4 protein-coding genes are annotated in these 16,518 nt (G+C 40.0%); 3 read left to right on the top strand and 1 reads right to left on the bottom strand.

The genetic code is table 11. The annotated features are described in order from the left end of the window. Nucleotides 1-18 precede the first annotated feature (18 nt). Entirely contained in the window at nucleotides 19-13,098 is a 13,080-nt protein-coding gene (locus BTO08_RS03315) for a retention module-containing protein (RefSeq protein ID WP_105059885.1), read from the top strand. Nucleotides 13,099-13,182: 84 nt separating this feature from the next. Here the strand turns inward: BTO08_RS03315 and BTO08_RS03320 are convergent, their stop codons facing one another. Then, nucleotides 13,183-13,377 carry a hypothetical protein gene (locus BTO08_RS03320; RefSeq protein ID WP_005368647.1) on the bottom strand — a complete coding sequence of 65 codons (195 nt, stop codon included), beginning with the start codon at nucleotides 13,375-13,377 and terminating at the stop codon, nucleotides 13,183-13,185. A 260-nt stretch (nucleotides 13,378-13,637) separates the two neighbouring features. Here BTO08_RS03320 and BTO08_RS03325 point away from each other — a divergent pair, with 260 nt between their 5' ends. Both BTO08_RS03325 and BTO08_RS03330 read left to right on the top strand, forming a co-directional pair. Further along, nucleotides 13,638-15,911: a peptidase U32 family protein gene (locus tag BTO08_RS03325; protein ID WP_105059886.1), complete on the top strand. Its 2,274-nt coding sequence runs from the start codon at nucleotides 13,638-13,640 to the stop codon at nucleotides 15,909-15,911. Between the two features lie 21 nt (nucleotides 15,912-15,932). Continuing rightward, nucleotides 15,933-16,355, top strand: coding sequence for a GNAT family N-acetyltransferase (locus BTO08_RS03330; RefSeq protein WP_005368643.1), 423 nt, complete (start codon nucleotides 15,933-15,935; stop codon nucleotides 16,353-16,355). Nucleotides 16,356-16,518: the final 163 nt, after the last annotated feature.

The following is a 16,518-nucleotide window of genomic DNA, read 5'->3' on the forward strand; positions in this document are numbered from 1 at the left end:
TACTGAGGGGAAGGTACCGTGTTTAAGATTCATGTTGATCAAGCCATTGTCGTTGAACAAGTGAAAGGGCAGGTCTTTGTTCTTATGTCGTCGGGGGAATATTCTCCGGTCAAAGTAGGTGATGATCTTACTATAGGGACGATATTACTTTTTACTGATCGCAGCGAAGTGTTAGCGCATGTTGGTGGAACAGATATATGGCTTAATCAACATTGTAAGGCATGCCTTTCTGATAATAAATTAGTTCATTTACCCTTACCTGAATTGGATTTAGAGCCCAGTATTGCAGCCTTACAAGCCGCAATATTATCAGGTGAAGATCCGACGAAAATCCAAAAGGCAACAGCGGCTGGTATTGAGGATATTAGTTCATCAATTACTGATGGCTTAGTTATTCTTTATGATAATGATCAATTACTTGCAACCGCTGGTTTTGACACTGCATATAATCCAGAAATTAGACGACAAGACGATATCCCGCTTATTATTTTACCGCCAGACGGTGGTCAAATTTTTAATGATATTTACTTTATTGAAGGCGATCTTGTTCCTATTACCTACCCCGTTTCTGATAGTGGGAATGTTTCAGTTGAAGCTGCCACACTGCCTCTTGATAGCAACACGGTAGCATTCGATAGTTCACAAATAGATGGTTTACTCGCCACGATGAGTCGGGAATTATCATCTAACGATCGACCTATTATTTTCAATTACGATATAGAAACGAATCAAATCATTGGCCGTAGCGATCAAGGTATTGTTTTAACTATTGGATTAAGTGCTGAATTATTCAATGGTCGAGATGCTAATGTGATAATGACAGTGACACAGTTTCTTCCTTTAGATCATTTCTCAGGGGAATCTAACAGCGCACCAATTGTGATTAACGGAGAACAAATCCGATTATCACTTCCTGTTCAAATTGCAGATACCAACGGTAACCTAACTCAAGCCCCTGTTAATTTTGTAGCAGTGATTGAAGATGGCAAAATTCCTAGGTTAGGCATTGATAATGGCACTGAATTTACTGAACAAGACAGCGATATTAATACGCCACAAAGTGTCACTGGTGATATTCCTATTTTTATCGGAAGTGATGAAATTGGCGTAATGACATTTGCCGAGCAGCAACCATCATTAATTGGACTATTAAGTAATGACGTAGCAACAAGCTTTACAGTGTCAGGCAATAAAATCACAGTAATCAGAGTTGATGATCAGTCACAGGTTTTAGCCATAGAAGTCAGTACTGATGGTCAATATCGTGTGACTCAATATCAAGCACTCAATCAAGAGAACGCGTTAGATCAAACACAATTATCCTTATTTTTAACGACAACAGATCGAGATGGCGATACCAGTAATGTGAGTGAATTAGTCATTAAGATTAATGACGGTATTGATCCAATTTTAGGCATTGATAGCGGCACCACCATAACTGAACAAGACAAAGATATAGCTACGCCACAAACCGTCACAGGTAGTATTCCTATCAACGTGGGAAGTGATCAAATTAAGGCGATGGTTTTTGAATCTCAACAACCGACCCTTGATGGGTTATTGAGTAATGGTAAGCCGACGGTTTATAGCATTGAAGGAAATAAAATCACCTTGCAGTTGGCAGATGCACCACAGACAGAAGTATTAATTATTGAGATTAATACGTCTGGTGAATATAGCGTTACTCAGTATCAGGCATTAAATCAACCCATTAAAACAAATATAGATAAACTGACTTTAGGCGTTGTTGCAATTGATACCGATGGCGATAAAAGTAATGTCGGTGAATTAAATATTACGATTGTTGATGGCCCAGATCCTATTTTGGGTCAGGATATTGCTACTACCTTTATTGAAACCATGTCGCCACAAACCTTTATCGGACAAATTACGGTTGATGTAGGAAGTGATGATATTGCTAGTGCGACTTTTAACCTCGAACAAACCACATTGAACGGTTTAACCAGCAATGGACAAGCGACGAGTTATAGCATTGTTGGTAACAAGATGGAGTTGTTTGTACCAGCGCAAGGATCATTACCAAAACAACCTGTATTAACCGTGGTATTAGAAAATAATGGTCGTTACACAATAGAGCAAAGCCAACCACTAGATCAGAATTTTACGACTAATGTAAATAACCTCTCTCTCGCTGTTACGGTTACGGATGCCGATGGTGATAATAGTAATGTAGGACAACTCATTATTAATATCACTGATGGTGAAAACCCAACCGGAGCGGGCATTACTGCACAAGTAACTTTAACTGAAGGGGACTTGTCGCCTAAAAATATCGCAGATTCTTATCCTGTTGATGCTTCAAACTCGTTTACTGTCCCTGCGGTGAATGATGATTTGGTCGCGTCAAGTTTGAATATCTCATCAAGTGTACAAGCACAATTAATCAGTGAGTTAGAGCAACTCACGGCGACAGGATTAGCCCTGAGTTTTACTCTTACAACGAGTGGCGTTGGCGTTATTACCCTTATAGGGAAAGACAGCAATAATGCGGATGTGTTAGTTGTTCGTTTGTCGCCAACGCAAGATAGCCATAACGTTGCTGTCACCATGGATGTCGAACAGTTAAAGCCATTAGATCATAATGAGAGTGTGTATTCAGGGGGAGAGTACGTCTCTCTTACTAGTGACGGGATTAACATTCGCCTACCACTGGAAATGCATGATAGCGATTTTGATACTTTAGTCGAACCTGTGAATGCTTTAGTGATATTGGAAGACGGTAAAGCCCCCGTTATTGAAAGCCAAACCAAAACATGGACGGAAGCTTTTTCAGGTACCGTGGCAGAGCCACAATTTATTACGGGGCAATTAGCGTTTGATGTAAATAGTGATGAGATCAAACAGGTTGTTGTTGGTGATATTACAACCGCTTTTGCTGGCTTAACTAGTGATGGTATCGCACTTGATGCGAAATATGATGATGGCAAACCCAATCAAATAACGGTGTTTTTAACTGGCACGACAATCCCTGTTTTATCGCTGTCTATAGCCACTGACGGAAACTATAGCATCACGCAATACTTACCGATTGATCAACCCGTAACATCCAATACCAATATGATTAGTATTCCATTTCATGTGGTGGATTTTGATAACGACAGCAGTAACGATGCAACGTTAACTTTAGTGATTACCGATGGTCAAAATCCAACAGGTGCGAATATTACTCTTGAAACGGTTGAAGGGGATCTAGCTTTACCTATCCGTGAACCGTCAACCTCGTTATACCCAGTTGAAAGTGACAAAACTTTATCAATCATTGCGGCAAACGATAGTTTAGTCGCAACATCATTGGTGATATTACCCGATGTATTAACTGCGTTAATCGCGCAATTATCGAGTTTAACTTCATCTAACCAAGCAATCGAAATCAGCCATGCAGCAGATGCTATCACTGCGGCACAAACCATCACCGCAATAGATTCGGTTACCAAGCAAGATGCTTTTATCATCACACTGATGCCAGTACAAATGGGGCGTGATGTTGATGTGAAAATAGAATGGCAGCAATTACTGCCGCTTGATCATCAAATCGATAGTGGTGGAACGTACGTATTACTTAATGGCGATAAGCTTGATATCGCCATCCCATTGATGATGAATGACGGGGATGACGATCCGTTTTCTCAGCCTGCCATCATCACTATCAGCGTTGAAGATGGTGCCGATCCGCTATTTGAAATCGATACTGGAACAACGATAACCGATCCTAAAAAAGGCGCGGTAGCAACAGTTGCTGAAGGTGAAATAGGCTTAGAACTCGGTAGTGATGAAATTGAAACACTGACCTTTGATAGTACGCAAACAGGATTAACGGGTTGGTTAAGTAACAGCGCGCCAACTTACGTGGAAGTGCTCGATAATGAGCTAAACATACGTTTATCAAGCGATGATTCTGTGGTGCTGAATGTTGTTATTGGAGTAGATGGTAAATATACCGTGACTCAGTATTTACCGTTAAACCAACCTGTAGAATCAAACGAAGATCGTTTAACCCTAGCTGTTACTGCGCAAGATTACGATGGTGATAAAGCGCAAGGTGAGTTGCTTATTATCGTTAAAGACGGTGTTGATCCCGTGTTAGGTACTGATACGGGGACTGATTATACCGAGATCATGACAACCCAAACAGAGCAGGGATACATTCCTGTTGATGTCGGCAGTGATGATATTGCTAATGCTTATTTTGCTATTGCTCAACCTAGCTTGGCTGACCTAACCAGTAATGCTGAGGCAACGCACTATCGCGTTAGCGGTAATGTTTTACAGCTTTATGTTCCGTCTATTGGTAATGCGCCTGAACAAAATGTATTAACCATAACGCTGGGTATAGATGGAAGTTATACCGTTGAGCAAAATAGACCACTAGATCAAAATTTTACAACCAACGTTAATAATCTTGCTCTTGATGTTTTTGTTGTCGATAAAGATGGGGATGACAGTAATCTTGGCAAGCTGATTATTGATATTAATGATGGTGAGAACCCGACGGGTAAAGGTGTCATTGCAGAGCTAGATATTACCGAGGGTGATTTAAACCCACCCGCGGGTGGTCAAGGTTATCCTGTTTCATCATCAAGTAATTTTGTAGTTACTGCTGTTAATGATGCTTTGGTGGCCAGTAGTTTAAATTTAACCGATGCCGTTTTTTTTAAGTTAGGGCCAGAACTTCTAAAACTTACGACGGGTGGAGAAGAAGTTAAATTTGATATCAGTAATGCACCTAGTGGTTTACTGACCTTGGAAGTAAAAGAAATATCCAACAGTACTGATGTATTTAAATTAGTGCTAACACCGATTCAACAAGGTGATGATGTCAAAGTAGAAATGACATTAACCCAATATAAACCATTAGATCATGATCCTACTCACTTTGTAAGTGGAAAGTATGTTTCATTAGATGAAGGCAATATTGACGTTACCATTCCTATCATTATGCATGATACGGATTTTGATCAATTAGTCGATCCTGTTGAAGTGAAATTGGTATTTGAAGACGGTGTTATCCCTATTATTAATGAGCAATCCATTACATGGACTGAAGGGTTTAATGGCGCTATTACAGTGCCCCAAGAAATAACGGGAAGTTTAGTATATGGCAGCCATAGTGATGAAATAAAACAGGTTCAGTTTATCGAACCAAGTCAGGCGTTTGCTGGAATAACCAGTAATGGCGCAGCACTAGAAGTGGTATTTAATCCGACTATACCCAATCAATTTGATGTTCAGTTATCAGGAACATCAACCCAAGTGCTAAGTATCGCTATAGCTCCTGATGGTCAATATACGATTAAGCAATATTTACCGATTGATCAGCCTCTATTACCGAATCAAAATGTGGTGAACCTTAATGTACAATTAATGGATTTTGATGGTGATAAAAGTAACATTGCTAATCTGCAATTAATCATTAAAGATGGGCTCGATCCTAATGGAATTAACGCTGAATTTAACGTGGTTGAAGGTGATTTAGTCCCACCGACTATTGGGCCATCAACATCGGAAAATCCTGTTACTACAAGCAATACCACAACCATTCCTGCGACTAACGATATATTACGGGCCGATAGCGTATTACTGAGTAGTAGTAATATAACGGCAATTAAAACCGCGTTAGAGCAAGTGACATCACAAGGTGATAATACGCTTGCTACCATCATTCAAGATCCCACCAGCAAAATAATTTCAATTACACTGATTAAAGATAATCTTGCCAAAGACACTATTTTTGAACTGACTATTACCCCCATTCAAAATGGGCGAAATGTTGAATTACATTCGCAGTTAGTTGAATCAATACCCGTTGACCATCTTAACGGAGTGCTGACAACAGGATTAGTGACGATGACCCAAGCTAATTTAGCTATGGGGATTCCGCTCCAAATGCATGATGCCGATGATGATCCATTATTAAATCCTGCAATATTTACCGTGAATATTGCAGACGGTGATTTACCCAGTTTTGGTATTGATGCTGGAATTGAATTTACTGAAATTGATAGTGACAGCGGAAAAATTGAAACCAACATTGGTAGCGATGAAATCATCCAAATTGATTTAAAAGCGGTTCAGCCAAATTTAACTAGTTTAACCAGTAACGGTTATGCAACGGAATATAGCGTAGTCGGCAATACGGTTACTGTGGTAAGGCAAGATGATCCTACGCTTGAAGTGTTAACCATTGAATTGCTGCAAAGTGGTGATTACAACGTCGTGCAATCACAGCCGCTAGATCAGTCTGAAACCACCAATAAATTAGAGGTTTCCTTAGCTGTCATAGCAACTGATCAAGATTTAGATGTAAGCCCAACCGATGGTGAAATTAATATTACTATTATTGATGGACTCGATCCTACGGGTAATTTTAGTGGCATAACTGAATTAGACGTGATTGAAGGTGATATTAGTGAACCAATAGGCTCTCCTAGCGGATATCCAGTTTCTGATTCAACAACCTTTACATTAACCGCAGGTGTTGATCGTTTAGATCCCGATAAAGTTGGTTTTAGTAGTAACTATCTTAATGATTTACTGGCTGAGTTACGTGCCGAAATCACATCATTGGGTGGACAAAGTCTCGATTATAATTTTGATCCTAGTGGCCATGTTTTAACGGCTTCATATAACAGCCAGACTTATTTCACACTGACCTTATCTGCCGTTAATGTCTTGAACTCTAAAGATGCTGATGTGACGGTAACGTATGAGCAATTCTTGCCACTTGATCATAATAGTGGAGGAAATAGCAGTGGTTATATTAATGTTTCAGGCGATCTCATTAGTATTGATCTCGAAGTGCAAATCCAAGATACCGATGGTGATTATCTAGAAACACCGGTAGCCGTTACACTAAATATCAGTGATGGGTTTGATCCCGTTATTATCAACACACAAGATGTCACCGTAGAAGAAAGTGATATTCGATCTGATGGCCCTAATCATCAAGGCTCCACACCTGATGAAGATGGCGATCGAGCAACGGGGATATTAACGATTGATGAAGGCAGTGATTTTGTTCATCAATACCGTTTGGATACCGCGCAATTTGCCATTCTAAATTCAACCTTAACAAGCCAAGGTCTGGCGGTTACCTTATTTGAACATTCTGTCGGAACGTACTCTGCATTTGCTGATTCTCGTACTATTTTTACCGTGGTATTTACGGCGGCGGGTGAATATACCGTAAACCTCTTTGGTGCAATTGATCACCCTGATCCCGGTAAAGACAGTAAAGATGTTTTTTTACCCGTAATTGCGATTGATGATGATGGTGATGAAAGTACATTTTCAACCATTAAGCTAACCATTGTTGATGACATTGCTGATGGTCGAAATATCATTATTCAAGCTGATGAAGGACAAGAAAATGTAGTGGGAGAGTCGTTACTGACTCCGGCATTAGAAGGTGCTGATGGTGCTACTGTGGTGAGTGTTGTTGATCTTGCAATAGAGCAACCATTAGTGGGTAACGACTTTACGGTTATTCCAATTCATCAAGGAGGAGATACCATTTCTCCTGGGCAATTGTTAGGAGATTTATCGATTAAGCCTAATGGTGAGGTTTCGTTCTCGGCAGCAACTGAAATAACACAGACTGATGAGGTACTGGAATATACGTTTAACTATCGGGTCACGGATGGTGATGATGATACTGAATTACGGACGATTACATTACAAATTGATGATCAAGAAGCCAAGATCATTATCGATCCCGATCCGATTGTCACTTATGAAGATGTTGGACGAGTAGAAGATCCAGATGAAACGATCATTGCTCCACCAAGTGGTGCGCCAGTATCACTAAAAATTGATATTGGTGATGATGATCGCGGTGAGTTTTTACAACAAGTATTGATCACTATTCCGACAGAGATACACGGTTCATTTTATTTAAACGGTACCGCACTTGCGATTAGTGGAGATGGCTCATCTTATGTTGTGCCTGTCGGTGATTTCACTACGACCGATAATATAGTACACGAGTTAGTGGGGCTTACCTTTATTCCCGATGCTGACTTTTCTACGGCAAATGGCAATTTAGTCTTTGAAGTAAAAGCACAAGTTGGCGTGACTAGTGGTACTCCATTACCTGAAGCGATCACGTCGTTTGAAATTATTGTGGAAGGTATTGCTGATATCCCAACATGGGATGACGCTCAAACGCAATTACATTACACCATTGATGAAGATTCAACAGGTGTTGATTTGCAGCTTAAAGCCGATCTTAATGATGTCGATGGCTCAGAAACATTATCTTATATTATTACGCTAGAGCCGGATGCTGGTGGCAAGATCAATGGCGAGTTGAAAGGAAGCAATCTTATTGATCTTGGTGGTGATCAATATCAAGTATCAGCGACAGATGTTGGGACTTTATCTGTAACACCGATAGCAAATTACAGTGGGGACATAAAACTCACGGCAGTGGCGCAAAGCAAAGAAGAAGTAGTTTTTGTAACTGGCAAGCAAACGGCTGATTCTGTTGAGCGTGAAATTGTTATAAATGTTGAACCGATTGCTGATGAAACCACATTAAAAGTTACCCGAATTAGCTCTGATGAAGATGTGTTAATCAATTTAAGCGACCACGTGACGTTAACAGAAACTGTAGATAAAGACGGCTCAGAAATAGAATGTGTTCGTTTTTCTAATTTACCCGTGGGGGCACAAATATTACTCAATGGCGCTGTTGTGGTTGAAAGCCCGTCAGGCTCAGGTGTGTATGAGGTTAACTATGCAGATATTGCTAATGTTCAGCTAAAACCAACCCCTGAAAGTAATGTTGATTTTGAAATTACAGTGCAAGGCGTTGTGAAAGATAGCGCGAGTTTGACCAATAGCAGTAATGTCGTTGTTAACGCGAATGATGAATATGTCACGGCAACTCAACAGCTTGAAGTGAGCTTAAAAGGGGTAGCTGATATACCGATATTTGATATCGATATTGATAGTAATGGTAACGGTGTTTTAGATGTTGGTGAGTGGGCATATATCAACAATGACCCCACGATAGGCATTGAAACCTTAATTGATGAAGACAGTGCTGCGATTTTTGATTTTACGCTTGAGAGTGGTGAGAATCCGTTTAAACAACCTGATGATAATTCAGAAAGTTTAAGCTTAGTGTTATCTGGTATTCCCGAAGGGGTCACATTGAAAGACTCTGAAGGTAATGAACAAAGTTTAATATTTGCAGGTTACGATGATAATGGCGATCCGATTTATGAGGTTGAGCTTTCTTCTTTAAAAGATATTGAAGTCATTCCCCCTTTAAATAGTACCCAAGATATAAAGTTAAATGCCAAAGTATTAGTTACTGAAAATGATGGCGATGTCAGAACTTTTGATAGAGAAATATTAATCAATATTCAACCAGTTATTGATGCCGATAATTACACCTTAGTCAGTGATAACAATATATTAGAAGATCAAAATAATACGGTGCAATGGCGACCAACAGCGGCACAGGAATTTACTGATAGCAGCGAAACAATTACTCAAATACGTTTTGGTGGTATTCCTTCCGATTACAGCTTATTGATTGATGGTACTCCTTTAACATTGGTCGCTGGAGAGATCACATTAACGGATAGTCAACGTGATGAGTTACTTGCCGGTAAACCATTGCAACTCCGTGCCCCGCAAAATTCTGATCGTGATTTAACCTTTCAATCTTACTTAACGATAGAACAGACGGATAGTGATGGTGAAAATACCGCGATTAAAGAAATCACTGGTCAGCTTGTTGTTGATATTCAAGCCGTGGTTGAACCTGATGGTATTCTTGCTGTTCGTGATTCAAGTGACGCGGTTTTAACCACGTTAACCAGCACCACAGGTGGTGTGATTGATCTATCAACAGATGCAGCATCGCTTGGACGTGTTTCCTTTACAGGAGAGGCGACCCCAGTTGCTATTGATCATAGCGATGAAGTGATACGCCGTATTGTGGTGAAATTTCCTCAATCGGTAGCAGAGCCCGGTGATTTTGTTGTGATCGGTGGTATCAGTGACGGAGCTGGAGCATGGACAATACCTGAATCGCAACTCGATAACTTGAAAATCACCGCACCAACGGGCTTTAATTCCACCATCGATATTACCATTAGCGCTGAAGTACAAGATTTAGGTGACAACGGTGAAGGTGATGTCAGTGCACTTGTGCCATTTACCACACCCATCACATTAGATTTTACCCCGAATACCAGCATGATCACTGAGCTTGCAGGAGATATTGTTTTCAATCCTGACGTGGTAACTGGTACTGAAGATAATGTCATTAATCTTGGCGACCAAATTGAAGATGATATCGTTATTGGCTCTGTTAATGGCGAACAAAATCATGACTCAGTGACGATTGTAATTAAAGCGGCGGATTTGCCTAGTGGGGTAACCATCTTAGGGACTGATTTTGATTTCATCGATGGTGAATACGTCATGATAGTACCTGTCGATGGAGCAGGAAAAGTTGATGTAAGTGGTATCTCATTAAATCCTGCAACTGACTTCGCGGGTGATTTTCAATTTGATCTTCACATTGTCAACACCGATACCACCAGTGGTAATACTAAAAATCTGATTAAGCCCGTTACAGTTCGTATAGAGCCTGTAGTTGATGTCCCACCTCATGGCGATCCGACTTTATCACTGGAAGTACTGCGTACAGAGAAACTCGGTGATGACGATCAACCGATTACCAATACAGGTAAGCCTGAAGTTATTAAAAATAATCATGCCTATGAAGATGGCTCGGTTATTTTAGGAATATCAGCGTCGTTAAAAGATATCAGTACATCATTGACATCAGGGCTTGAAAGCCTAAAACAAGTCGAGTTAACCGTCGATGCTAGCCAAGGTGCTTTTATTCAAACAGATGGAACGGAAGTACAAACGATCACCGTCGATAAAATGGAATTAGATAATATTCAATTCCAGCCAGTAAAGGACTTTAGTGGCCATGTCAGTATGTCAGCGGTTGCCACTGTTGAAGATGATGTGACCTATACCTTAACGACACCAGCGACAGCCCAAGCAACGGGTGACTTTACTGCGACAGTTGAGTTTGAAGTTATTCCAGTCGATGATCCCGTTAAGTTTACTGGTACAGAAACGACAATTAGTGGTGATGAAGATCAATCTGGTGGGATCAGTTTAGGTGATATTAGTTTTGAGGTCGGTGACACTGATGGTTCTGAGCAAATTATTTCAGCCAAGATCACCAACGTACCTGATGGCTTTGTATTAACAGGGCCTGTAGGTAATTTAGGGGATGGTGAGTGGAGTATTACGTTACCTGTCGGTATGCAAACAGGTAGCCTTGCTGGAGTTAATATTGTACCCGCTGAAAATTACAGTGGCACATTAGCATTGGGAGTGTTGGTCTTTACCAAAGAGGATTTATTGGATGATATTGCACAAAATACCGCAACCATAAATGTTGATATTCTACCTGTAGGCGACAAAATTGATTCTGATGTAATAACCTCTTATACAGGACAAGAAGATCAGCCTATAACACTGACACTCGATTTAGCAGTACGAGATAATACGGATAGTATTGTACCGTCAAATCCGAATGCGACAGAAAATGCCCCAGAAAAATTGCATGTAGTAGTCACTGATGTACCTGATTCCAGTCGTTTTGATGCACCAGTCGGCGGCAGTGCAGAAAAACAACCTGATGGTTCATGGATTATTATTTCAGGTGGCACAACGTTAGATACTTTAGCGTTTCACCCCGGTGATGCGAACGGTAATTTCACCATGAACTTTGACATGCGCTCATCTGATAATGGTGTGCTTGCGACTAATAGTCTTGCTGTGATTAAAACCCTGTCATTTGATGTGGCCGCTGTTAATGATGCACCAGTTAATACTCTGCCTGCTGGTATCAGTGCCGAAGAGGATATAGGCGTTATTATTGCGGGGATTAGTGTAAAAGATGTCGATGCAACGGAAGATAATGGCAATATGACTGTGAATTTATCGGTTGATCATGGTGCATTGAATGTATTGAGTTCTACAGGGATCACTGTTGATAACAACAATACATCGGATGTTATGTTAACCGGTAAATTAGATGATCTTAATGCAGCATTAGCGGCTGGGATTCATTATCAAAGTGATCCTAATTTTTATGGTGATGATACGTTACGTATGTTGACCAACGATAACGGTAATTCAGGCTCGGGAGGGGCTAAAACAGACAGTACCCAAACCAGTATTACAGTTGCGCCTAAACCGGATGTACCGATTATTGAGCTTGATAGGCCGCAAACTTCCTCTATTCATACCGTACTTGGAACCATGCTGCCATTAATTGGCATTATGGCGTCGGTGGTTAACCCCGCACCTAATGAACTTTCAATTGTGGTGAGTGGCTTAAATGATGGCGATCTTGTTGATAGTAATGGCACAATCATTGGCGATCTAATGGCAGCTGGCACCTATCGTGTGCCAGTTAGCCAATTAGATGATTTGTATCTCACAGGATTAGCAACGGGCAGCACCAGTTTAATTGTTGAAGCAGAATCGACTATTGGCAATGATAGTGTTTTATCAGCAACTTCTATTACGCTTAATATCAATGTTGGTGAAGATACAACAACGGAGATTGATGCCAGCATATCACCCAGTGGTAGCGGTGAGTTGATTGTCGATGATGATCAAGACCGAACGCTTATCGGTAGTGATGATGACGATATATTTTATGCTGGTGGCGGTAATGATATTTTAACAGGTAATGCAGGGGATGATTTGTTCATCTGGGAGTTAGATAATATTGATGGTAGTACCGATGTCATCACTGATTTTGCATTAGGTGAAGATAAAATAGACTTAACGGATGTACTGGATGATAGTGCAGGTGATGGGTTAAAACTCGATGATTTATTAGCAGGTATTAATGCTGATGCTTCAAGTGGAAAACTAGAATTGATGATCACCGCATCTAACAGTAATACGCAAACCATCACCTTAGATAATATTCAAGCCGCCGATCTTGGTTTAGCTAGCTCAGCATCAAGTACTCAATTGGTTACGGAATTGTTTAACCAATCAGGGTTTACCACAAGCTAAAAGATAATCCCGTTTTCTTATTTTAAAAAAGAAAAAGACCACTTTGAGAGTGATCTTTTTTAAATTCAATAACAAATAGACGTCTTATGCTTTATTGCTGTGAAAATGAAAACGTTTATGGAAATATTCTTTTAGGTGTTCTTCCATTTCATGCACTTTTGCATCAATCGCATCACACAAGACTTTATCGTTATTCATGGCGTTAATACGATCAGTTACCATTGCTTCAATCGCTTCTTTTTGCGCATCTGTTAGTTCTACTGGGTTTGTATTTGTCATTATTTTTTATCCTAGTTATAGCTCGATAGAGCGATAGCAGAAGGGCTAAGTTGCCAAGTTTTATTCATAATAGCGATATTGTTCAGGGGGTGGAATAACTGTAATCAGAAATTGCTTATCTGAACATTTCGACTAGTCGTGATTTCAATATTCTCTCAATCCATTATGTGATTTAACTCTCACTATTGGACTTTATTGAAAGCTTGCGCGTAAAATAGCCGTCCTCACATTTAATGCGGTTATACAAGGTACAATTGTTGATGAGCAATGTTGCGAAAACTAAGAATTTTGAGTTATTGGCACCCGGTGGCGATATCGAATCTATTAAAGCTGCCATTGCTGCTGGCGCTGATGCAATTTATTGTGGTTTAGATAGCTTCAACGCTCGAAATCGAGCCACTAACCTTACCTTTGATGTATTAAGTGGCATTATTCGTTTAGCACATCAGAACAATTGTAAGATTTTTCTTACCTTAAACATTGTCGTATTAGATAGTGAAATTCCAGCGGTTATTCGCTTATTGAATAAGTTGGTGAACACCAAAGTTGATGGTGTGATTTTGCAAGATTTAGGCTTGTTCCACATCATTAAAGAACATTTCCCAACCTTGGATGTTCATGCTTCTACCCAAATCAATACCCATAACGATGGTCAAATCCTGTTTTTAAAACAGCTTCAAGCAAGCCGTGTTAACTTATCCCGTGAGTTGAACATTCGTGAAATTAAGCATTTGGCTCAATTTGGACATCAACACGATGTACTTATGGAAGTGTTTGTTCATGGTTCATACTGTATTGGCTTCTCTGGTTTGTGTTACATCAGTTCGGTGAAAAATGGTAACTCGGGTAACCGTGGTCGTTGTAGTCAGCCATGTCGTGATCAGTACCAAACTACCGCCGCTGGTAAAGATTTTCCATTAAACATGAAAGATAATTCAGCTTTTTCTAATATGGTTGAGTTGGCTGATGCTGGGGTATATTCGCTGAAAGTGGAAGGGCGAATTAAGAAATCACACTATGTGTATACCGTGGTCGATCAATGGCGTCAGCAGATCGATCGTTACTGTGAGCAAAAGCCGTTACTAACTGATACAACGTCACTGTTTACGGTCTTTAACCGCGACTTTTCTAACTCGTATCTACAAGGTGATATCAATAAGAGCATGTTTATTGATAACCCTCGTGATAACTCTGTGAGTCATTTTACTCAGGTCTATCAAGCAACCACAATTGATGCAGTAAATGGCGTAAAACAGAAATTGTACGATGACAAAACAGCGATTATTAATACCGTTGAAGATGTCACGAAAGCCATGGATGTTAGCTCGCTACCCATGACCATGATCTTTAGCGGTAAAGAAGGCCAATGTTTAACGGTGATAGTGACAACGCCGGATCAAACTATAGAGTTACAATCAGAGTCAGCACTTATTGGTGCACAAAAACACGTATTAACTCATGAGTTATTAGAAAAACGTTTTCAAAGTTTGGCTAATGAAGGTGAGTATCAGATCACCCACGTTGATATTTCAGGATTAGCCGAAAATACGTCAGTTCCTTTTGCGGAATTAGCACAATTAAAAGAACAAATTGGTTATCAGCTAAATGGTGAAAAACCGCTAGTAGCGGCGATTGATTCGCCAAAACCACGTAATAGTATCAATCACCGTAAGCCAACAGGGATCACGCCAGAGCTGGCAATATTGATTTCTGATCCAAGTGATGTGGTATTAAATCAAGATAACAATGCCGTGCTGTATTATACCGTTCCTGAAGGTTTATCGATGGAACTTGAAAAAACGGTAGCATTGTTTGAAGCGCATCCTCATCTTGTACCATGGTTCCCAGCAATTTTAATTGGTGAAAACTACCAAGCTGCAATTGAATTTATTGAGCGCGTGAAACCTAATTGTATTGTGACGAATAACAGTGGTATTGCGCATGTGGCTTATCAGCAAGGGATTGATTGGATTGCAGGGCCTTACTTGAACTTAACTAATTCATTTAGCCTACAGTGCATAGCTGATGAGTTTAATGCGAAGGGCGCATTCGTTTCTAACGAGATCAATCGTAAGCAAATTAATCCAATGGTATGCCCTGAAAACTTTGAATTACATTACAGTATTTATCATCCATTAATGATGTTAATGAGCCGCCAGTGTTTATTCCATCAAACAGTAGGTTGTAAGAAAAAGCATTTTGATAATAAGTGCTTACGTAAGTGTGATAAGTCAGCGTCTATCTTGAGTTTAAAAGACGCCTCGTTTGTATTAGATAAACAAAGAGGCGCGCATAATGCGTTATATAGCCAGCAGAACTATATGAATTTACAGGCGGTTACAGATTTCCCTGATAAGTTTACTCGCTTTATGATCGATCTCCGTGATATTAAAACGGAAACGGAAGTAAATGCTGATAAAGCAATGTTAGTCTCTTTGTTTAATGCGTATATCCATGGTGATATCAACGCGAGAGCAACATTAGAGCAAACCATTATTGGCACTATTTCTCAGCAATATAAAAAAGGTCTGTAATTCAGATAAATAGGATATTTCATGGTAGATATAAAAATTGTTGCTTTTGATGATGCGAATAAAGAGAGTATTCGCTTTGTACGTGAGCAGGTGTTTATTAAAGAGCAACAAATTGATCCTGAAATTGAGTTTGATGGCTTAGATACACAAGCAGTGCATGTACTTGTAGTCGATGGCGAACAGCCATTAGGCACTGGGCGCATTCTTGCAGATGGCCATATAGGTCGTATTGCCATCATGAAAGCTGCACGTGGGCAAGGCTTAGGTGTTAAAGTCGTCCAAGCCTTAGTGGAGTATGCTAAACAACAAGGCTATCCCCGTGTGGACTTAGGCGCGCAAACTCATGCTGTCGACTTTTACCGTAAGCTTGGTTTCACCCCATACGGTGATGAATTTATGGAAGCTAATATTCCTCATCAGGCAATGGAAATGCTATTTTCTTAGCCATAAATAGATATAGTGATAAGTAAATAAATACAAAGGGTTGCGAATTATCGCCACCCTTTATTTTTGTTTTTTATATTATCATTCAGCTGAATGTAAATAACTGTAAAGCAACATAGCTCTGACTTAACCTCGCAAATGTATTTGATAAGATACAATACCT

The sequence above is a fragment of the Photobacterium angustum genome (assembly GCF_002954615.1).
Taxonomy (GTDB): domain Bacteria; phylum Pseudomonadota; class Gammaproteobacteria; order Enterobacterales; family Vibrionaceae; genus Photobacterium; species Photobacterium angustum_A.